This is a genomic window from Haemophilus haemolyticus (genome assembly GCF_003352385.1).
Lineage (GTDB): Bacteria > Pseudomonadota > Gammaproteobacteria > Enterobacterales > Pasteurellaceae > Haemophilus > Haemophilus haemolyticus_I.
In genome coordinates this window covers 1,345,388-1,368,352 of sequence record NZ_CP031243.1, presented here as the reverse complement: position 1 = coordinate 1,368,352, position 22,965 = coordinate 1,345,388, and the positions used below count along the sequence as shown (strand labels likewise).

General features: G+C 41.2%; 10 protein-coding genes and 2 pseudogenes. All 12 read left to right on the top strand.

The features are described from left to right. Positions 1-73 precede the first annotated feature (73 nt). Positions 74-2,164 (top strand): 4-alpha-glucanotransferase, encoded by a 2,091-nt coding sequence (gene malQ / locus DV428_RS06710; RefSeq protein ID WP_162790791.1) that lies wholly within the window; start codon positions 74-76, stop codon positions 2,162-2,164. Between the two features lie 9 nt (positions 2,165-2,173). Beyond that, entirely contained in the window at positions 2,174-4,366 is a 2,193-nt protein-coding gene (gene glgB / locus DV428_RS06705) for a 1,4-alpha-glucan branching protein GlgB (protein WP_114909147.1), read from the top strand. Between the two features lie 100 nt (positions 4,367-4,466). Then, entirely contained in the window at positions 4,467-6,446 is a 1,980-nt protein-coding gene (gene glgX / locus DV428_RS06700) for a glycogen debranching protein GlgX (RefSeq protein WP_114909146.1), read from the top strand. A gap of 22 nt (positions 6,447-6,468) precedes the next feature. Then, positions 6,469-7,770 carry a glucose-1-phosphate adenylyltransferase gene (gene glgC, locus DV428_RS06695; protein ID WP_162790790.1) on the top strand — a complete coding sequence of 434 codons (1,302 nt, stop codon included), beginning with the start codon at positions 6,469-6,471 and terminating at the stop codon, positions 7,768-7,770. A gap of 224 nt (positions 7,771-7,994) precedes the next feature. Further along, positions 7,995-9,425, top strand: a complete 1,431-nt coding sequence (glgA, locus tag DV428_RS06690; protein WP_114909144.1) for a glycogen synthase GlgA — start codon at positions 7,995-7,997, stop codon at positions 9,423-9,425. Positions 9,426-9,668: 243 nt separating this feature from the next. Continuing rightward, positions 9,669-12,134, top strand: coding sequence for a glycogen/starch/alpha-glucan phosphorylase (locus tag DV428_RS06685; RefSeq protein ID WP_114909143.1), 2,466 nt, complete (start codon positions 9,669-9,671; stop codon positions 12,132-12,134). A gap of 182 nt (positions 12,135-12,316) precedes the next feature. After that, positions 12,317-14,088: pseudogene (locus tag DV428_RS06680) on the top strand (ShlB/FhaC/HecB family hemolysin secretion/activation protein). A 69-nt stretch (positions 14,089-14,157) separates the two neighbouring features. Continuing rightward, positions 14,158-15,282 (top strand): annotated as a pseudogene (locus DV428_RS09850) (two-partner secretion domain-containing protein); the annotation flags it as partial. Positions 15,283-15,333: 51 nt separating this feature from the next. Continuing rightward, positions 15,334-16,287 carry a hypothetical protein gene (locus tag DV428_RS09845; RefSeq protein WP_420920773.1) on the top strand — a complete coding sequence of 318 codons (954 nt, stop codon included), beginning with the start codon at positions 15,334-15,336 and terminating at the stop codon, positions 16,285-16,287. Positions 16,288-16,334: 47 nt separating this feature from the next. Continuing rightward, entirely contained in the window at positions 16,335-22,157 is a 5,823-nt protein-coding gene (locus tag DV428_RS06670; RefSeq protein ID WP_114909141.1) for a hemagglutinin repeat-containing protein, read from the top strand. Further along, positions 22,120-22,620 carry a hypothetical protein gene (locus DV428_RS06665; RefSeq protein WP_114909140.1) on the top strand — a complete coding sequence of 167 codons (501 nt, stop codon included), beginning with the start codon at positions 22,120-22,122 and terminating at the stop codon, positions 22,618-22,620. Before DV428_RS06670 ends, DV428_RS06665 begins: the two co-directional genes overlap by 38 nt. Before the next feature lie 2 nt (positions 22,621-22,622). Continuing rightward, the gene (locus tag DV428_RS06660) at positions 22,623-22,949 is read left to right on the top strand and encodes a hypothetical protein (protein WP_114909139.1); all 327 of its coding nucleotides are present in this window, start codon (positions 22,623-22,625) and stop codon (positions 22,947-22,949) included. Positions 22,950-22,965 lie beyond the last annotated feature (16 nt).

Here is a 22,965-nt window from a genome sequence, read left to right as displayed (position 1 = left end):
TAAAGCCAGTTGTCATCACTTTCAGCTTGGTTATAATCCCTAACAAGAGTTATACAGTTGTCATGTGGTGTCTATGCAAATCTCGGATTCTCTCAAACAAAAAGCAGAAAAATGCGGTATCGCGCTTTCTCATTATGATATTGATGGACATCTTATTTTCGCAGATGAAAAGACAGTTTCAACTTTTGTTGAGCTTCTGCAGCCTCCGCCAAAAGCGAAAGGACAGTTTGACGATGTACTGGCTGCATTTGAAAATGAACCGATTGATTATCGACTCAATCGTCTAGATTTGCTCCCTGCCGATGAATATCGTTATCAGTTGATTGATGAATCTAATGTCATTCTGTTAGAAAAAACACTTTCAAATTTATCCGCACTTTCCCTGCCTCCACTTCCTTTTGGCTATTATCAATTATCTATTTTTTCTGATACTGAACAGTACCGCGTTCGTTTACTTATTTCTCCTAAAACAGCTTTTCAACCACCCGTATTAAAAAATAAAAAAGTGTGGGGCGTGAATGTGCAACTTTATAGTTTACGCTCAGAACAAAATTGGGGCATTGGCGATTTTGGTGATTTAGCTTATTTGATCGAAAAAAGTGCAAAATTAGGCGCAGATTATGTGGGAATTAATCCATTACATTTGCCGTATCCTGCTGTGCCAAAATGGGCAAGCCCTTATAGTTCATCCTCTCGTCGTTGGTTGAATTTTTTATATTTGGCAATTCCTGATTTACCCGAATTTAAGCGTTGCCGTTCAGTGCAAGATTGGTTTAAGCGTGAGGATATTCAAGAAAAAATTGGTAATTTACGTGAAAGTGATTGCGTCGATTATTCTTCAATTTGGGCTTTAAAATTAACCGCACTTGAGTTTCTATTTGATTTCTTTCAACGTAGTCAATCCGCTGAAATTGTGACACGTCGAAAAATCTTTGCCGATTATTTAAAAAACAAAGGGGAACCTTTGTTGTTACAGTGCTTATTTAATGTCTTGGATTTACAAGAACACGCTGATCATCAAGCAGAAGAAAATACCATTGGTTGGCTTGGCTGGCGTAAGGAATGGCAACATTTAAGTGCGGCAAAAAGAAAAGCCCTATTAAAAACACACCGTGAGCAAATCCAATTTTTTGCTTGGTTGCAATGGCTTACAGAAGAACAACTTTCCGCATTACAAAATCTTTGTAAACAGTCTGGTATGAAGTTGGGTATTTATGGCGATTTAGCGGTGAATAGTTCTCGTGGTAGTGCTGATGTCTGGAGTGATCCTGATTTATATTGTGTAAATGCCTCTATTGGTGCACCACCCGATCCGTTAGGCCCAGTCGGGCAAAATTGGAACTTGCCACCTTATAATCCGATGGTGCTAAAAGCACGTGGCTTTGCGCCATTTATCGATATGCTACGTGCCAATATGCAATATTTCGGTGTGCTACGCATCGATCATGTTATGGGCTTATTCCGTTTGTGGTGGATTCCAGAAGGAAAAACCGCGTCTGACGGTGCTTATGTACATTATCCTTTTGATGAATTAATGGCGATTCTTGCTATTGAAAGTGTACGCAATGAATGTTTGATTATTGGTGAAGATCTCGGCACTGTGCCTGATGAAGTGCGGTGGAAATTAAACGAGTTTCAAATTTTCTCTTATTTTGTATTGTATTTCGCCCAACGAAATGGCGAATTTCCTCGTATATCTGATTATCCTCGAAATGCTTATGCCACTATTGGCACGCATGATGTTCCCTCGTTACAAAGTTTTTGGCATTGCCGTGATTTAGAATTATTTAATCAACTTGATATTCTGAATGGGGAAGTGCTCAAGCAAAAATACGATCAACGCGTTGTTGATAAACAAGCCTTATTAAATAGTTTGCATCGTGATAATTATTTACCACCGCATTATGAAGGCGACGCGCTTTCTATGGCGATGCACGATCATTTAAACCGAATGATCCATCATTATTTAGCGGAAAGTAACAGCCGATTGATTGGTGTGCAATTAGAAAATTTACTTAGCCAAGAAATCAGTTTTAATTTGCCGGGCACCTCAAATGAATACCCAAATTGGTGCAAGAAACTTGCTCAACCGTTAGCGTTTATTTTTAGCAATGAAGCTTTAAAAACGTTCTTTGTGCAAATTAACCAAGGGCGAAATGTATAAGGAGTAAATATGACAACCGCAGTAACACAAGCAATTATTGATAGTTTTTTTGATGCGAGCAATGGCGATCCTTTTGCTACGCTTGGTATGCACGAAACTGAGCGAGGAATTGAAATCCGTACGTTATTGCCAGATGCCAATCGCGTTGTGGTGATTGAGCGTGAAAGTGGAAAAGAAATAACGGAACTTGATTGTGTCGATGAGCGTGGCTTTTTTGTTGGTGTTATTCCAAATTGTCGTCATTTTTTTGCTTATCAATTACAGGTTTTTTGGGGCAATGAAGCACAAATTATCGAAGATCCTTACCGCTTCCATCCGATGATTGACGATTTAGAGCAATGGCTACTTGCTGAAGGTTCTATGCTTCGCCCCTATGAAGTGCTTGGTGCGCATTTTATGGAATGTGATGGTGTGAGCGGGGTAAATTTCCGCTTATGGGCACCTAATGCAAGACGAGTTTCTATTGTAGGTGATTTCAACTATTGGGATGGTCGCCGTCATCCTATGCGTTTTCATCTAAAAAGTGGTGTTTGGGAGCTCTTTTTACCAAAAGCCAGTTTAGGACAGCTCTATAAGTTTGAATTAATTGATTGCCATGGCAATCTTCGTTTGAAAGCCGATCCTTATGCGTTTAGTTCGCAGCTTCGCCCTGATACAGCATCTCAAGTCAGTGCCTTACCGAATGTGGTGGAAATGACCGAAGCACGCAAAAAAGCGAACCAAGGCAACCAACCAATTTCTATTTATGAAGTGCATTTAGGATCTTGGCGTCGTAATTTAGAAAACAATTTTTGGCTAGATTACGATCAAATTGCTGATGAATTAATTCCTTATGTAAAAGATATGGGCTTCACCCATATAGAATTTTTGCCGCTTTCTGAATTTCCGTTTGATGGTTCTTGGGGTTATCAACCACTTGGACTTTATTCGCCAACCAGTCGTTTTGGCTCGCCTGAGGCATTTCGCCGTTTAGTCAAACGTGCTCACGAAGCAGGCATCAACGTGATTTTAGATTGGGTACCAGGGCATTTCCCAAGCGATACTCACGGCTTGAGTGCTTTCGATGGCACAGCACTTTACGAACACGCCGACCCACGCGAAGGCTATCATCAAGACTGGAACACGCTAATTTACAACTACGGACGTAATGAGGTCAAAAATTTCTTATCCAGTAATGCCCTGTATTGGCTTGAACGCTTTGGTGTAGATGGTATTCGCGTGGATGCCGTGGCTTCCATGATTTACCGCGATTACAGCCGTGCGGAAGGGGAGTGGATTCCAAATCAATATGGTGGACGTGAAAACTTAGAAGCCATTGAATTTTTAAAACATACCAACTGGAAAATCCACAGTGAAATGGCGGGGGCGATTTCTATTGCGGAAGAATCTACCTCTTTTGCTGGTGTGACTCACCCGAGTGAAAACGGTGGGTTGGGATTTAATTTTAAATGGAATATGGGCTGGATGAACGATACGCTCGCCTATATGCAGCTTGACCCCATTTACCGCCAATATCATCACAATAAAATGACCTTTGGGATGATGTATCAATACAGTGAAAATTTTGTGCTACCGCTTTCACATGACGAAGTGGTACATGGTAAATATTCGCTTCTCGATAAAATGCCAGGAGACGCATGGCAAAAATTTGCGAACTTACGTGCTTACTATGGCTATATGTGGGGGCACCCAGGTAAAAAATTGCTCTTTATGGGTAATGAATTTGCTCAAGGCAGAGAATGGAATTACGAAGAAAGTTTGGACTGGTTCTTGCTTGATGAAAATATCGGTGGTGGCTGGCATAAAGGCGTTTTGAAATTAGTAAAAGATTTGAATCATATTTACCGAGAAAACTCACCGCTCTTTGAACTGGATTATTCACCTGAAGGCTTTGATTGGCTTGTCGTTGATGATGCGGCAAATTCTGTGTTCGCCTTTGAACGTCGCAGTTCAAACGGAGAACGCATTATTGTCGTCAGTAACTTTACTCCTGTTCCTCGCCACGACTACCGCATCGGTGTGAACGTTGCGGGCGAATATGAAGAAATTTTGAATACCGATTCAATGTACTATCAAGGCTCAAATGTGGGCAATTTTGGTTGTGTCGCAAGTGAAAACATCGAAAGCCACGGACGAGAAAATTCGATTTCAGTGTCCATTCCGCCGTTAGCAACGGTTTATTTGAGATTGAAGACGAAATAATCCGAATAGATAAATTGTAGGGACGAATTACATTCGCCCTGATAAACCACCGATGTTTTAGGGCAAATGTAATTTGCCCCCTACAAAAGCGATAAAAAATATGTTCAAAATCTACAACAACGGCAATCCTATTCCAATGGGATACTCACAAGCGGTCAAAAACGGTGTACAAATTACCAATTTCGCTCTGTTTTCTGCGGCAGCAACAGGCGTAGAGCTTTGTCTTTTTGATGAACAAAACCAAGAAACCCGTTTGCCGATGGTGCGTACTGAAAATGTGTGGCATTTGACGGTAACTGGCGTGAAAACGGGTACGGAATATGGATTCCGTATTCACGGCGAATTTGCCAACCCGAATAAATTAATGCTAGATCCTTATGCGAAAGCCGTGAATGGTAAACCTGATTTAAGTAGTAAAGAAAGTCGTTCTTGGTTCTTGCTTTTAGATAATCGCGACAACGCACATCTTGCCCCAAGAGCGGTTGTGATTTCGGAAGATTTTGATTGGGAAAATGATACCTCCCCCAATACGCCTTGGGCTGAAACCATTGTGTATGAATTACACGTTAAAGGGTTTAGCAAGTTAAACGAGAAAATCCCTGCGGCGTTGCGTGGTACTTATGCGGGCTTAAGTCATCCTATCAATTTAGCTTATTTAAAAAAATTAGGTGTGACTGCGGTGGAATTGCTGCCTGTTAATTTCCATATCAATGAACCGCACTTACAAGCACAAGGCTTACAAAATTACTGGGGATACAATCCCTTAGCGATGTTTGCGGTGGAACCTAAATATGCGGCAACAAATAATCCATTGGCTGAATTTAAAGCGATGGTAAAGGCGTTTCACAAAGCGGGTATTGAAGTTATTTTAGACGTGGTATTTAACCATTCCGCAGAATCAGAGCGAACTTACCCAACGTTCAGCCAGCGTGGTATTGATGACCAAACTTACTACTGGCGTAACGACAACGGGCATTACATCAACTGGACAGGCTGCGGCAATATGCTCAATTTATCCTCTGATGTAGGGCGAAAATGGGTGGTGGATTGTTTGCGTTATTGGGTGGAGCAATGCCATATTGATGGTTTCCGTTTTGATTTAGCCACTGTTTTGGGGCGTGATACACCTGATTTTAACTCGTCAGCTCAGCTTTTTACAGATATTAAAAATGAGCTAAGTTTACAGAATATTAAATTGATTGCCGAGCCTTGGGATATCGGACATTACGGCTATCAAGTCGGCAATTTCCCAAGTTATTTTGCCGAATGGAACGACCGCTTCCGTGATGATCTTTGCCGTTTCTGGCTATGGAAAAGTGGCGAAATTGGTGCATTTGCTGAACGCTTTGCAGGTTCTAGCGATTTATTTAAGAAAAATAACCGCTTACCACATACTACACTTAATTTTATTACTGCTCACGATGGTTTTACGCTTAAAGATTTAGTGAGTTACAACCAAAAACATAATGAAGCCAATGGCGAAGAAAATCGCGACGGCAGAAACGAAAACTACAGCTACAACCACGGTATAGAGGGTTCGACTGAAAATCTTACTGAACCGCAAAAAAGTGCGGTAGAAAATAACCGCACTTTTGCACAAAGTGGATTATTAATGAGTTTATTACTTGCCAATGGCACGCCTATGTTGTTGGCTGGCGATGAGTTCGGCAACACGCAATATGGCAACAACAACGCCTATTGCCAAGACAACGAGATTACTTGGCTTAAATGGGTAAATTTTAACGAAGAATTATTTGAACTGACCAAGCAAACGATTGCACTTCGCAAAAAAATGGGCAGTTTAAACCAAGATCAATGGTGGTCGGATGAGAATGTGCAATGGCTGAACATTGCAGGCGAACCGATGACAGTTGAAGATTGGCAAAATCAACAAACCAAAGCATTACAGGTAGTTTTAGATAATCGCTGGCTTTTGTTGATTAATGCCAAAGCCGAAGGTCAGGTGTTTAACTTGCCTAATGGGAAATGGAAGCCCCAAATCGGCACACATAATGTAACCCTTGAAGCACAACAAGCCGAAATTTATTCAATGGGCTTTTGTATGCTGAATGACGAATAACAATAAGACTATGGAGATCCTTATGAAATCTGGCGACCTTAACAAATATGATTTAGTTAAAAATACTTTGGTGCTTATTCTTGCGGGGGGACGTGGTTCACGCTTGCATGAACTTACGGATAAACGTGCAAAACCCGCTCTTTATTTTGGTGGTAATCGCCGTATTATTGACTTTGCACTTTCTAATTGTATTAACTCTGGTTTGAACCGAATTGGGGTAGTGACTCAATACGCTGCACACTCTTTACTTCGTCATTTGCAAACAGGTTGGTCTTTCTTACCACAAGAAAAAGGGGAGTTTGTTGATATGCTTCCTGCTCGTCAACAAATTGATGATTCAACTTGGTATCGTGGTACGGCGGATGCTGTTTATCAAAATATGGCGATTATTCGTGATCACTATCGCCCTAAATATGTTTTGATCTTGGCAGGCGACCATATTTACAAACAAGATTACAGCGTGATGTTGATGGATCACGTCAATAGCGGTGCAAAATGTACCGTAGGTTGCATTGAAGTGCCCCGTTCTGAAGCGCATGAATTTGGCGTAATGGCAGTGAACGAAAACTTGAAAGTAAAAGCTTTCGTTGAAAAACCGAAAGATCCGCCAGCAATGGTGGGTAAACCTGATATTTCGCTTGCTTCAATGGGGATTTATGTATTTGATGCGGATTATCTTTATAAAATGCTTGAGCAGGAAGTTAATACCCCGCAAACTAGCCACGATTTCGGTAAAGATGTGTTGCCAAAATGTTTAGAAGAAGGCACGCTTTATGCTCACCCATTCAGCCGTTCTTGTATGGGACGCAACACTGAGGGCGAAATTTACTGGCGTGATGTAGGAACACTTGATAGTTTCTGGCAATCCAATATCGATTTAGTCTCTGAAAATCCACAATTAGATATTTATGACCAAAGCTGGCCAATTCGTGGTAATCCTATTCAAGCTTATCCGTCAAAATTCTTCTACAAAAATTCAAATATTCATCCAGTCGATAATTCTTTAATTGGCGGTGGTTGTGTGATTACTGATTCCTCTATCAGTAATTCCGTGCTATTCGATCGCGTTAAAATTGATGCTTTCTCAAAAGTGGATCATTGCGTGGTATTGCCACAAGTTAAAATCGGTAAGAATTGTATATTGAAAAACTGTATTCTCGACCGTGAATGTATTATTCCAGATGGCATGGAAATTGGCGTGAATATGGAAGAAGATAAAAAACGATTCCGTATCAGTTCAACAGGTAAAGTGATTCTAGTTACCCCGAAAATGCTGAAAAAATTAGAAGGGGAAGACGTTGTATCTGAGGAGCATTTAGATTAAGGATGAAAAGTGCGGTTAATTTTGACCGCACTTATAATCTTTCTTTTAGCCCCAAAGGTAGCGTATGGAGTGGTGTAAACCCACGCATTATCACGGATATTTTACTATTTCGTGGGCTTACGCCCACCCTACGGATGTAAAGGTAGTTATTACTTACCTTGTGAGAGTAAAGATTGGGTAATATAACAACCCTACGCGTTATTATTAAAAAATAGGAAGATTAAATGAAAATCTTACACGTTTGCTCGGAACTCTATCCGCTCTTAAAAACAGGCGGGCTTGCCGATGTTTTAGGGGCATTACCCCAAGCACAGAACCAAATCGGGCTGGATGCTCGCGTTTTATTGCCTGCTTATCCTGCAATTACAGCAGGGATTCCGAATACCCAAGTTGTGGCGGAATTTGATAACTTCGCTGGGCACGTGGTGTTGCGTTATGGAGAATATAACGGTGTCGGGATCTATTTGATTGACGCACCGCACTTATACGGTCGCGAGGGCAATCCGTATCACGATGCTTATTACAACGATTACGGCGACAACTACAAACGTTTTGCCTTGCTCGGTTGGGTGGGGGCAGAGCTTGCCACTGGGTTGGATAGCTGGTGGCGTGCAGAAGTGGTACATGCTCATGACTGGCACGCTGGCTTATGTGCAGCATATCTGTTCAATAAAGGTCGTCCAGCAAAATCGGTGTTCACTATTCATAACTTGGCGTATCAAGGGCAGTTTTCTTATCATCATTTGTACGAAATTGGTTTGCCAGCAGGCATGTTTAATGTGGACGGTCTGGAGTTATTCGGACAAATTTCTTATTTAAAATCAGGATTGTTCTATTCTGATGCAAGCACGGCGGTAAGCCCAACTTATGCAGAAGAAATCACGACACCAGAATTTGCCTACGGTTTACAAGGCTTACTTTCTGGCTTAAAAACTCAAGGTCGTTTGGTGGGGATATTAAACGGCGTGGACGAAAATATTTGGCATCCAAACGTGGATCAATACATTCCGCACCATTACAAACTGAAATATATGGCAGGCAAAAAGAAAAATAAAGCCGAATTGCAAGCGTATTTCAATTTGCCACAAGATGGATCTGCCTTGGTATTTGTGATGGTCACCCGTTTAACCGAACAAAAAGGCGTGGATTTATTGATTGAAAGTGCGGATGAAATTGTAAAACAAGGCGGGCAGTTGATGATTTTAGGTTCAGGTGCACCGCACTTGGAACAAGGTATTCGTGAGCTTGCAGTGCAATATCCTAACAATATTGCGGTAAAAATCGGCTATGATGAAGCCCTTTCGCATTTAATGGTGGCAGGTGGCGATGTGATTTTAGTGCCAAGCCGTTTCGAACCTTGTGGCTTAACCCAACTTTATGGTTTGCAATATGGCACACTGCCACTCGTTCGTAAAACGGGTGGTTTGGCGGATACGGTGGTGGATAGCACCTCAGAAAGTATTAAAGCTCGCACCGCAACAGGTTTTGTGTTTGAAAGTGCAACTCCTGAAGCTCTCCGCCATTGCTTGCAACGTGCCTTTGCCTTATGGCAAAAACCGCGTGCGTGGTCGATGGTTCGCACCGATGCAATGGAACAAGACTTCAGCTGGCGTAAAGCTGCAGAGCAATATAGAACGCTTTATGAACGCTTGTAGTTTTATTCGTAAACTTAACAATCACACCGCTTGTGAAAGAATCTTTTGCAAGCGGTGTGATTGGGCTTGTTTTTTACAAAGATAAGCATAAAATTTGAACTACTTTTGTAGGCTGAGTGAACAACATTCACGCACTCAAAGAGCGGTCAAATTTTGATTGATTTTTGCAAACGTGCGTGAATTTTGCAAATTCATTACACCCTACGTTAATCATTTCTTAGCATTCTAATAGAGGTTTTACCTATGATAATGGATAACTTTGATTCTCCATTCCAATATAATCGTCCTGAAATGACCGTTGAAGCGATTAAAAAATCAATCGTTTACAAACTCATTTTCTTAATCGGTCGCTCTCCACGTGAAGCTAGCCAACGCGATTGGCTAAATGCAACACTCCACGCTGTGCGTGATTTAGTAACAGAGGGTTGGATTACCACTGCTCGCCAAACTCGAGCAGAAGATTCTCGCCGTGTTTACTACCTTTCAATGGAATTTTTAATCGGACGTACGCTATCTAATGCGATGATTGCAGAAGGCATTTATGGATTAGCACAAGAAGCACTTTCTGAATTAAATGTGGATTTAGAAGAGATTTTAGAAAAAGAAGTTGATCCTGGTTTAGGTAATGGCGGTTTAGGTCGTTTAGCTGCTTGCTTTATGGATTCGATTGCGACCCTTGGTTTACCAGGTATGGGGTACGGTATTCGTTATGAATATGGTATGTTCCGCCAAAAAATTGAAAACGGTCAGCAAGTAGAACGCCCAGATGCATGGCTTGAAAAAGGTGCCCCGTGGGAATTTATTCGCCCCTCTAAACGCTTTACCGTAGAATTTGGCGGAAACATTCATTTCGAAGGCAAAAAATGTATTTGGCAAGATACCGAAAAAGTGACCGCACTTGCTTACGACCAAATGATTCCAGGTTATCAAAATAATTCTGCGGCGACATTACGTTTATGGTCGGCACACGCGGGCGAAGTGTTTAACCTTGCCGACTTCAACCGTGGCGAACATTTAGCCGCATTGGAAGAACACTCCTCAAATAAAAACTTATCTCGCGTGCTTTACCCTGATGATTCTACGTGGAATGGTCGCGAATTGCGTTTACGTCAAGAGTATTTCTTAGTCTCTGCATCACTTCAAGATATTTTACGCCGTCACAAACGCACCCACGATAGCCTTGAAAACTTGGCTGACAAAGTGGCAATCCACTTAAACGATACCCACCCAGCGTTAGCGATTCCTGAATTAATGCGTATTTTAGTGGACGATGAAGGTTTCGAGTGGAAAAAAGCGTGGGAGATGACGCGTAATATTTTCTCTTACACCTGCCATACTTTGATGTCGGAAGCATTAGAAACTTGGCCAGTGGAAATGATGGCGAAAATCTTACCGCGTCATTTACAGATGATTTTTGAAATTAACGATCATTTCTTAGAATATGTCCGCACTTATGTGACGACTGACAACGATTTTATCCGTCGCGTTTCTCTTATCGAAGAAGGCTACCAACGTAAAGTGCGTATGGGATGGCTATCCGTGGTAGGTTCACACAAAATTAACGGGGTCGCAGAAATTCATTCTGATTTAATGGTGACTTCAACCTTTGCAGATTTTGCTCGTATTTTCCCAGAACGCTTTACCAATGTAACAAATGGTATCACACCGCGTCGTTGGTTAGCCGTTGCGAATCCACAATTAGCCGCATTGTTTGATAAATATATCGGCTCAGAATGGCGTTGCGATTTAAGCCAAATCGCAAAACTCAAACCATTCGCACAAGAAAAAGCATTTAAAGAGGCTGTTGCTGATATTAAATTTGCCAACAAAGTAAAATTAGCGGAGTACGTAAAACGCGAGTTAGGGGTAGAGCTTGACCCGCATGCTTTATTTGACGTGCAAGTAAAACGTATTCACGAATATAAACGTCAAATGTTGAACGTATTACATATTATTGCTCGCTATAATGAAATGCTTGCTCATCCTGAACAAGATTGGCAACCGCGCGTATTTATTTTAGCTGGTAAAGCCGCTTCGGCTTATTATGCAGCGAAACAAACCATCCATTTAATTAATGATGTTGCAAATGTCATCAATAATGATGAGCGTTTGAAAGGCCGTTTAAAAGTTGTATTTATTCCAAATTACAGCGTGAGCCTTGCCCAGTTAATTATTCCAGCAGCGGATATTTCAGAGCAAATCTCCCTTGCAGGTACTGAAGCATCAGGTACTAGTAATATGAAATTTGCCTTAAATGGCGCATTGACACTCGGTACACTTGACGGTGCAAACGTAGAGATCTTGGAAAACGTGGGTAAAGATAACATCTTTATTTTCGGCAACACTGTGGAACAAGTTGAGCAACTTCGTCGAGAAGGGTATCGCTCGTTTGAATACTATCAAAATGATGCTCAATTACGCACAGTCGTGGATCAAATTATTGAGGGTAAATTCTCACCAGAAGATCCTCAACGTTATCATCAACTATTACAAGGCTTGCAATACCACGATTATTATCAAGCTTTCGCTGATTTCCGTAGTTATGTAGAAACTCAAAAAGCCGTAGATGAAAAATACAAACAACGCGACCAATGGATTGAAAGCACCATTCAAAATATCGTGAATATGGGCTTCTTCTCATCTGACCGCACGATTAAAGAGTACGCAGAGAGAATTTGGAAAGTTGAGCCTGTTCAATTAGGTGATTAATTTTATATTAATGGCCAATAAACAAATTATCTGCATCAAGCCCAAGTTTGATGCAGATTTTTTTTATATTTAAACTAATGAAAAATAAAAGAAATTACTGATGTAAACTTTATAGTTTTTTTAAATAGATTTTGATATCTTATCAACCATAATTCATTAATAACTTTATCTTTAGGGTAACAATGAAAAAATCCTCACACTTTTTTCTTTCTAGTTTATTATTTATTTCACCTTTTGGTTTTTCAGCGCCAAGCTCACCAAATGCCAATTTAGAAAAACAAATCGATGCCAAACAACAGAGGCAACAAGCGGAACAAGATGCGGCTATCTTAGCCCAGCAAACACAATCCGCAAATGTGCGTTTAGAGGGGGAAAAGAAGCCTCTCGTGGCTTTCCGCAGAATGAATCACAATGTTTTCCTATCAATCAATTGGTGCTGACCGATTATCAAGCTGAAGAAAGTTCATCAGCCTCTTCCCTTAAATTAATCCAACCAAGCCGATTCTCTTGGGCATTAAAGTCAGTTTATGCTGGGCGTGATTTTGCGCTGCCTACTTGTATTGGCTCTGAGGGGATTAATGTATTACTTCGTCGTATTCAAAATCGTTTAATTGATTTGGGTTATGTCACTACCCGCGTGGTGGTCGAGCCACAGGATTTGCGTTCAGGCATGCTCGTGTTAACCGTGATTCCGGGTAAAGTAGGCCGTATTCAATTACAAGACCAAAGTACGATTCCGTTTGCCACCCGAGGTACCTTATGGTTTGCCATGCCAATGGCGCAGGGGGATATATTAAATATTCGCAATATTGAACAGGGTTTAGAAAACTTAAAACGCGTACCGAGTGCTGATGCGAATATGGAGCTTGTGCCAACGAATGCAGTCGGTGAAACAGACGTGGTGATTGCTTATAAGCAACGCTTACCTTTCCATTTAACCTTGGGGTTAGATGATTCAGGCAGTAAAGCTACGGGGCGTTTACAAGGTTCAGCCACGTTTTCTTGGGATAACGTGCTAACCCTCAATGATATGTTCTATATCAGTGGTACGCGTAGCTTTAAGCGTAATAGCGATGATGCGGAAGGCGATTATGGCAGTAAAAATGTCAGTCTCTATTATTCTATTCCTTGGAAGAACTATCTCTTGACCCTTTCCGGTTCAAAATATTCTTATCACCAAACGGTAGCGGGCGCGTTTGAGTCTTATACCTATTCAGGTGAAAGCCAACAAATGAAAGCGAACTTAAGTCGCTTATTATCTCGTGGAAGTCTTCACAAAACCTATGTGAATGCCGCGTTATGGACAAAAAAATCGCATAACTATATCAATGACACCGAAATTGAAGTGCAACGTCGTCGAACGGCAGGTTGGGAAGTGGGGCTTAATCACACCCAATACATTGGTGAAACAGTGTTACAACTGTTTGCGAACTATAAACGTGGTACGGGTGGGAATAAATCCTTACCTGCACCGGAAGAAGAGTTTGGTGAAGGCACTTCCCGCATGCAGATTTTTACTGCAGGCGTTGATTTTACCTATCCTTTCACTATCGGCAATCAACCTTTCCGCTTTAACACAAGCTGGAATGGACAATGGAACGGCACACCTTTAACACAACAAGATAAATTTAGTATTGGTGGGCGTTATACCGTGCGAGGGTTTGATGGCGAGCTATCGCTTTCTGGTGAAAAAGGTTGGTTATGGCGAAATGAGCTCGGTTGGAATATCGCCAATAAGGGACATGAGCTTTATTTAGGGATTGACCGAGGTAAAGTGCACTCTAGCCAAGAAGAGCTTCAAATTGGTGACAGCCTAATGGGGGGCGCAATTGGACTTCGTGGCAAACTATGGGGCATTAACTATGATTATTTCGTAGGTGTTCCAATTAAAAAACCGGAAGGATTTAGAACCAGTCATGTGACAACTGGATTTAATGTGAGCTACCGTTTTTAATGCTCACGCTTTTAGATGAATAAATTGATTAAAACCAAACAGAATTTAAAACTTAAAGGAAATTAAAAAATGAATAAACGTCATTATAAAGTGATTTTTAGCCGTGTATTAAATCAGCTTGTCGTGGTATCTGAGCTAGCAAAATCTCAAGGTAAAGCACAAAGTGAAAATGTGAGCTCAGAACAAGAAAAAATAGGGCTGTTTTCAACCGCACTTTCACTTAATCCTATTCATTTCAGCTTAATGTTAGCATTAGGCTTCGTCTTTTTAACGCCTTCTGCTCATGCCGAAGATATGGCCATTCGTGCAGATAAATCAGCACCGGGTAATCAACAACCCATAGTACTTCAAACAGCGAATGGTTTACCGCAAGTAAATATTCAAACACCAAGTGCAGGTGGGGTATCACGTAACCAATATTCACAATTTGATGTGGCAGAAAAAGGCGCCGTGTTAAACAATGCCCGTAAAGCAACACAAACGCAAATGGCGGGCTGGGTGCAAGGTAACCCGAATCTTGCTCGCGGTGAAGCGAAAGTCATTCTTAACGAGGTAAACTCTGCTAACCCAAGCCGTTTAAAAGGTTATGTGGAAGTTGCAGGCAAAAAAGCAGATGTCGTTATTGCCAACCCAAGTGGTATCCAATGTGATGGCTGTGGTGTGATTAATGCTGGGCGAACAACGCTAACAACCGGTAAAGCAGAAGTAGAAAATGGCGAGTTGAAAGGCTATCGTGTAAAAGGCGGTAAGGTGACTGTTGGCCCAAAAGGGATGAATAACAGTCAATCTGATTACACCGATATTATCGCTGATAAAGCGGAAATCAATGGTGGGGTTTGGTCGAAAAAAGACATTAAAGTTACCACAGGTAAAAATAACGTTGACCGTACCAATGATTCGGTTGTGTACGTGGGTGATAAAAACACCGATAAAACCGACCGCACTTCTGATACGCAAAGTGAAAACCAAAGCTATAGTGTGGATGTAAGCCAATTGGGCGGGATGTATGCAGAGAAAATCCATTTAGTGGATAACGGCCAAGGCCTTGGCGTACGCAATGCGGGGCACATTGGTGCATCGGCGGGTGAGGTGAAGATTGATAGTCAAGGCCGTATTGTTAATGAAGGGGTGATTAGCGGTAAACAAGATATCCAAATCAAAACCAAGTCTGATTTTGTTCAAAAGGGTAAAGTTGAAACAGCACGAGGTGATGTTCTAGTTGATGCTAAAAATAAAATTACTCAGATGGGCTCGACTATTTCTGGTGGACATATTCGTTATCAAGCGGATTCGGTCGAAGCGGGCAAATCTTCTGTATTAGCTGCGGGTGTTGAGGAAAATGGTAAAGTCCGCGAAGTTGATGAGGTTGGTGAGACTAAAAATCTTGAAATAAAAACAGTAAAAACAACTGTTGCAAAAGGGAAAAATATTGCCTCTGGTAAGGTTGATGTTCAAGCTCAAACAGTCGATGTTAGCGATAGTCAGACAAGTGGCCAGGATGTTCATATTGTGGCTCATGAGGGGGATATTAATGCAAATCAAGCGACGCTCGTTGCAAAAAACGAGATCGGATTGCGTACACCTTCTCAACTTTTGACGCAGCATGCTAATTTAAAAGCGGATTGGATTAATGCAACCGCACAAAGGGTGGAGAATCAACATGGTCGATGGGCAAGCCAAGGTGCGCGTGATTTCTCATTAAACCTAGAACAAGGATTAAATAATGAAAAAGGCTTAATACTTTCTGGTGGCAATATGAGTCTTACCCAGCAAAATCAATTCTTAAATAATCGAGAAGGACGGTTGCTAAGTGGTAAAGATTTAACTTTAACAGCATTATCCGTGGATAACCAAGCTGGAATGATTGTTGCTGACGGTTCTTCAACGTTAAATATTGCAAGGGATATTAATAACCAAAAAGTCGGCAATACAGGTTCACTCATTCAAGCACAGGGTGATTTAACGGTTAATACCACTAATCTAAATAACCAAAATACTAAAGGGAGTGCGCAATCAGTACCAACACAGGGTATTCTTGCGGGTAAGGCTGAGGTGAATGCTCAGCAATTGGACAATAAACAAGGTGGGGTTTATTCGGTTTCTTCTCAGGTATTGAATATTGTTAGTCAATTAGACAACACGCAAGGTGAATTATTCTCTACAGGGATATTCGCATTCAGGGTAAAGGGGCTTCCATAAAAAATAGTCAAGGTTCAATTCAGGCTGCAGAAAAACTGAATATTCAGGTGAATGCACTTTCTGGTGATGGCGATATTGAGGCTAACCATACAAATATCCAACTTATTCAAGATTTTGATAGTCAACGCGATTTAGTTGGTCGCTCTTCATTAAGTTTAACTACTCAAGGACATTTGATTAATCGAGCAGGATTGCTTTCTGAAGGTCATACCCAAGTTAATGCGAAGAATATTGAAAATACAGAGAATGCTGAAATTCAAGGAAAACAAACCGCACTTACAAGTGAGCAGAATATAACCAACCGAGGGTTGATTAAAGGGACAGTAGAAAATGTTATCAAGACTGGTGATACATTAACTAATGTCGGTACTGGTCGTATTTACGGTGGTAATGTTGCTTTGCAGGCTGGTCAAAAAATAGTGAATACAGATGAATTACAATCAGATGGAACGATTAAATCAGCGGTTGTAGCGGCAAAAGAACGTCTAGATGTTGCAGCGCCTTTCGTTGAGAACAGTAAAACAGTCTTTACTCAAAATTGGGCATTTAACGGTATTGGCGGTACCTTATCCTCTGAAGGGAAGGTTGTATTTGGACGTAGCCTAGATGAAAACAATCAATCGAAAGATTTAGGCGATAAATTATTGAATAGCGGTAGTTTGATTGAGGGACGTGGTGTTGTCCTTGGTATGCATCAAACTTTAAACAAAAATGCGCGTATTGATACAAGGTTAGAAGAAGTCAAACGTGAAAAAGTGGATGAACATTATCTGCTTGAAGATGGGAGCTCTGAACGTATTAATTTCGATCAACTTCGTTGGGCATCCTTTAGTCGAGCGGGTAAAGTGGTTTATAAAAATCAAAATAAGGTAACGCGACCATCAGATGGCAAAATTGAAGGTCATATTTTACCAATGCCAAATGAGGAGGTATGCGCCAATGAGCAAACCCGTTCAGGCTGTGTTGTTGTGCCTCAAGCACTTTATTTAAATAATGATCCTATATGGGCTGCATTTAATATTGCTCCTCCATCTACTTCTCCAACATTACCCGATCTGAGTGGCTTGGATGAAACGTTAAAGCAAGCACCAGAAGAGCCTAAACAGCCTAAACGAACATGGCGTCATCGTCGTAATTATGATCGCCTCATGAAAGAATATGAATCAAAAATGGTAGAGTACCAGAAAGCTGTTGCTGATTATGAAGCTAAGTTAGTTGAGTTTTCTGCTCAAATGAAACCTTATTTTGAATGGGCGAAGGCAAATGAAAAAGCATTCGAGCAATTAGATGCTGCAATTTTGGCTCACAATAAAAAGCTCTCAGGTAAAGAATTTTATCGATTCTGGGATATCTATGTAAAAGAACGTATTACCAGTGAAACAAAGGTAAAAGAAACGCATCCTGGTAAGATTTTGAGTCAAGGTGATGTTGAATTTAATGGAAATGTGGAAAATAACCGCAGCCAAATAATTGCGGCAGGTAAGATCTATAACCCTAATAATCCTTCTGAAGAAGTCAATAATGTACCCGAAATGGGGATTACTCGAGTTGTTGATAATGGAAATCAAGAGTGGACTTACTCTCGTTGGCGAGGCGGAGTTAAACGATATCACCAGCGAGAGTGGGATGGCCGACATAACTACCAAAGAATCACTGATACACCATTGGATTTAAAACAAGTTCGTACGGAAGCCTATACAACAGTGACGCCTGAAGGTGAAAAAGCCAATCTTTCGATGGAAACTCTCGCACTTGCCAATAATATCCATGTTGCCAATGGCGTGAATCAATCGAATGCAAAAGCTGGGCAGCGTGAAATTCGTACGATTGGTGCGGATGTTTCTTTGCCAACCTCAAGCCTTTATCACACCAATCCAGAGGCCACTAATCGCCCATTAATTGAAACTGATCCACAGTTTACCGATCGTCGTAAGTGGTTGAGCAGTGACTATATGTTCAACGCACTTCGTCGTGATCCACAAAATATCTTGAGACGCTTAGGTGATGGCTATTACGAGCAACGTTTAGTGCGTGACCAAGTGAATCAGTTGACGGGACGAATGTTCTTAACGGGTTATCAAGATTTAGAGGCGCAATATAAAGGGTTGATGGATAATGGTATTACCTTTGCAAAACGCTTCAACTTAACCCCAGGTGTGGCTTTAAGCCCTGCTCAGGTTGCACAACTTACGTCAGATATTGTCTGGTTTGAAGAAAAAGACGTAACCTTACCAAGCGGAAAACAAGTTAAAGTGATGGCGCCTCGTGTCTATGCCATGGCGCAGAAAGGAGACTTAAATGGTGAAGGCACGTTGATTTCAGCGGATGTGATTGATTTGCGGAGTAATCGCTTAACCAATAGCGGCACCATTGCAGGCCGTAAGCTTACGTTATTAAATACCGAAAGCTTATTCAACGCAGGTACCATTACGGGTGATAAAGTAGGCATCAACACCACGAATAACTTCGATAATATCGGCGGTAAAGTGGAAGCCGAGCGCGCCCTCTTGGTGGATGTGGGTGGTGATTTAAATCACGAAAGTACCACGATGACGACAAAGGTGGACTTATCTCATTTCCAACGTAGTGAAACGACACTGGCTCGTAAAGCACTTTTCCATGTGAAAGGAGAAGACGGTCAGTTACAACTCTCATCAAATAATCTAAACGCTAAAGGGGCAGATATTATTAACGATGGTAATGGCAGCACGCTTATTCAAAGCAAAAATAACATGAATCTGACCGCACTTTCAGTGGGCTTTGATGAAAAGATGGGCGCAGGCAATCATTACCGTCATGAGAAAGTGGAAGAGGCAGTAGTCAGCCGAGTAAAAGGCAAGGGTGATGTGACGCTTACGGCAAAAAATCTCCGAGCCGAAGGGGCACAGCTAGAGAGTGACGCGAAGTTAATGGCCATTACTGAAAATGACCTTGTGTTGAATGGTGCAAAAGAAAGCCGTGATTTTGAAGAGTTTCACAAAACGAAAAGTGGAAGTGTGGCGAAGGTGACCAAAACCAGCCTAGACCAACAACACTCCGTTACTCAAGTCGGCACACAGGTGAGTGGTAAAGAGGTGCTTCTTTCAGCAGGCCATGATGTGAAGGCGAAAGGCATTCAGGCTATTGCGGATGATAATCTGCATATTCAGGCTGGACATGATGTTGATATTGCAGCAGATACCAATCATTTTAAAAATAAGCGCGTGGAAACCAAGAAAACCAACGGTGTGTTCACGGGTGGCGGTATTGGTATTACCGTGGGTTCCCAATCAGAAAAACATGATTATGAGACAGAAGGTTGGACACAGTCTGATGCACGTAGCACACTAGGTTCAATGAATGGCAATATCAGGGTGAGTGCGGGTAATCATACAAATGTTCTTGGTACGGATATGATTACGCCAAACACAAATCGGATTGATATTGAAGGGGCAGCCGTGAAGGTGGAAGCGGGAAAAGATATTATTGAACGTAAAGAGGGGCATGAGTATAAACAATCAGGACTTACGATAGCCGTTACATCACCCGTTGTAAGCACAGCGCAATCGATGGGGCACAGTATTAAGCGTAGTCATGAAGTTAAAAATGAAAAATTGAAACAGCTTCATCAAATGAAAGCGGCTTATAACAGTATTGAATTAGCTAAAAATGCAGAAAATGTTGTGAAAACGGTCTCTAATTTAGGAAATATGACGGCAGGTAATGTATCTAATCCGAGCATTAAAGTCTCTATTAGCGTAGGTGCGAGCAAATCTACTCAAACGAGTGAAAGTAAAACAATCACTCATCGTGGCAGTGATCTCAATGCTGGCACGGTGAATTTAACCAGCCGAAAAGGCGATGTTGATGTGTTGGGCTCAACATTAAATGCAAAACGTTTAGAACTTGATGTGGCTAAGAACTTAAACGTGGAGTCAGTACAAGATACTTATCATAACCGAAGCGAGAATAAAAACACAGGTTGGAGTGTTGGGGTATTTGCAGGCGCTAATGGCAATAGTTATGGCATTGGTGTAGAAGGTTCTGCTCAAGTTGGTAAAGGGTATGAAAATAGCGATAGTGTGACACAACGTAATAGTTATCTGAATGCTGAAGAAACAGTGATTAAAACTGGTAAAAATGCCAACTTTAAAGGCGCGGTAGTTAACACTGATAAATTGGATGCAGACATCAAAGACAATCTTAATTTAGAAAGCCGTCAAGACAGCAATCACTACGACAGCAAACAAACTCAAGCCGGAGCAGGCTTTAGTGTGGCAATTTATGGCAGTGGTTCAAGTGCTCAAGCAAACTATTCTCAAAACAAAGCGAAAGTGAACTATGCCCAAGTGGAAGAACAAACGGGCTTCCATGTGGGCAAAGGTGGAATGGATGTTAAGGTTGCGGGGAATACGCACCTTGCGGGCTCTGTGATTGACAGTGAAGCAGCCCAAGATAAGAACCACTTCAAAACAAAATCGCTTACTCACACTGATATTGAAAACCGCAGTGAGGTTGAAGTGAAAAGCGTGAGTGCGGGGCTTTCAACGGATATGGCACAGAATGCTAAAAATGCGATGGCTGCCGCGGCGAGTGCTTTAGGGAATAAACATGAAAGTGCTACAAGTCAAATGCAATCAGCGATAGGGTCTAATATTCAAATTGACACAGAAACCCCTGAAAATCTGACCGCACTTTCACGTGATACGAAGAACGCAAATCATAAGGTGAAAGCCTTTGATTTACAGGAAATCAAAGAGCAACAAGAAGCGGCACAAGTGGCGGGTGAGTTGTTTGCAAAAGTAACGGGCGACCTTGCAAAAAAATTGGGCTTTGAAGACGGGAGCAAAGAGAAAATAGCGATGCATGCCCTTGCGGGCGCATTGGCAGCGAAGATGTCAGGGGGGAATGTTGCGACAGGTGCGGCAGCCGGTGCAGGTTCAGAGTGGTTGAACACGTATGTTACAGATTACTTAAATGAACACACGAAAGACCTCAAGTTAGATGCGGAACAAAAGGAGAAACTTAAACAAGCGGCACAGCAAATGACGGCGTTGGCGATAGGTGCGGCAGCGGGTGCAGTGAGTGGCGGGACAAGTGAAACGATTAAACAGGGGGCGTTGACATCTTACAATGCGGAGACGTATAACAGACAGCTTCATGTTGATGAGATTAAATGGATTAAAGAAAACGCAAAACGTTTTGCTCAAGAGGAAAGTGAGCGTTTAGGGCACCAAGTCACTGAACAAGAAGCGATGGAGCGATTAATTACCCAAGCGGCTCAAGAAGTCGACTATGCTTGGTTTAAGAAAATTGGCGAAACAGATGGCCAAGCACAGTCTTTCTTAAGAGGTGCAACGGCTCAAGGTGATGTACCACCTTATGATAATCGAGGTACATTTATTAATTCGGATGGTAAACGTCAATCGATGTTTACTGTTGTGGATAAAAATGAATATTACTCAACGGGTAAATATTCGAATGCATTGGCACAATTTGATAAAGCAAATGGCCATGTCGTAACGAAGACATTGCAACCGAAAGTAAAATATGACCTTTATACTAAATCGTTATCGGATGGTGCAGATGCGGCTTTAAAAGGTACCTTGCATGCATTTGATCATCCGGAGGATATACTCAAGCCGATTAGTTTTGGTATTGCGAACTGTTTAAAAGAAGATATGTGTATTTCAGCCGGTAAGGAAATGTTATCGGATTCAGGAAAAGCGGTATGGCAATCGGGTAAAGATATTTTTGGCGCAGGCTATCATCTTGATGATGTAAATTACCTTTATGGTAAAAATATGGTCAATGAGATTGATGCGATGGCAGCTGTGAGAGGTGGTACAGCTCTTGTTAGAGCTTGCAGGGGCGGGGAAAGTAGCAGGTAAAGCTGCCAGTACAATAGGAGATGCAGCAGTAAATTATGTTAGATTCAAGTTGCCAAAAGGCTCAAATGCGAATGAGGCATTGCCGGTTGTTGGGGATACCAAGGGGTATGAGAATCAGAGTGTTAGGATTTCTGGTGGGGAGTATAGAGCAAACCTTTATTCTAAAAATTGGGCAGAGGCTAGTTTAAGTGAGTCTATAGAAAAGTTTGCAGGAAAAAATCCGATTATCACAACGACGGATAAAGGGAAAAGAATATATGAAAATCCAATAACAAAAGTCCAAATTGTAGAAGATATTAATGGAAAATACTTTCGTATATTTGATCCTAGTATTTCAGGTAAAAGAAATTATTTAGATTTGAACGGACATGTGCCAAATAATAAAACTTTGGAAAATGGGAAACAGCAAGGTCGTACTAAAGCAGAGTATAATCAAGTAACACATTTTAAAATTAAGGAGTAATAATGAAAGTTATCAGTGTCCCTGTATCTGTAGAGGCAATGAAAAGACTTGACTATGATTTGTCAATTGATGGTGATTTAATAGAAATTAATTTAACCAATGAATTATATGATGAGATCTGGAAATTGGGTTTCTTTAATGAGGTAAATACCGTAATAAATAAAAATATAGATGATTATGAGGATGAATCTATAGATAAAAAGGAAGAGCTTGAATTATTACTAGAAATTGTACTGAAGTACTTAGATAAAGATATATTTTTCAGGGAACTATATGAATTAATTAAGTTTGCAATCAAATATTCAACGGGGGTTTTTTTCTTTTTTTAATCTACTCCTTTAGAAG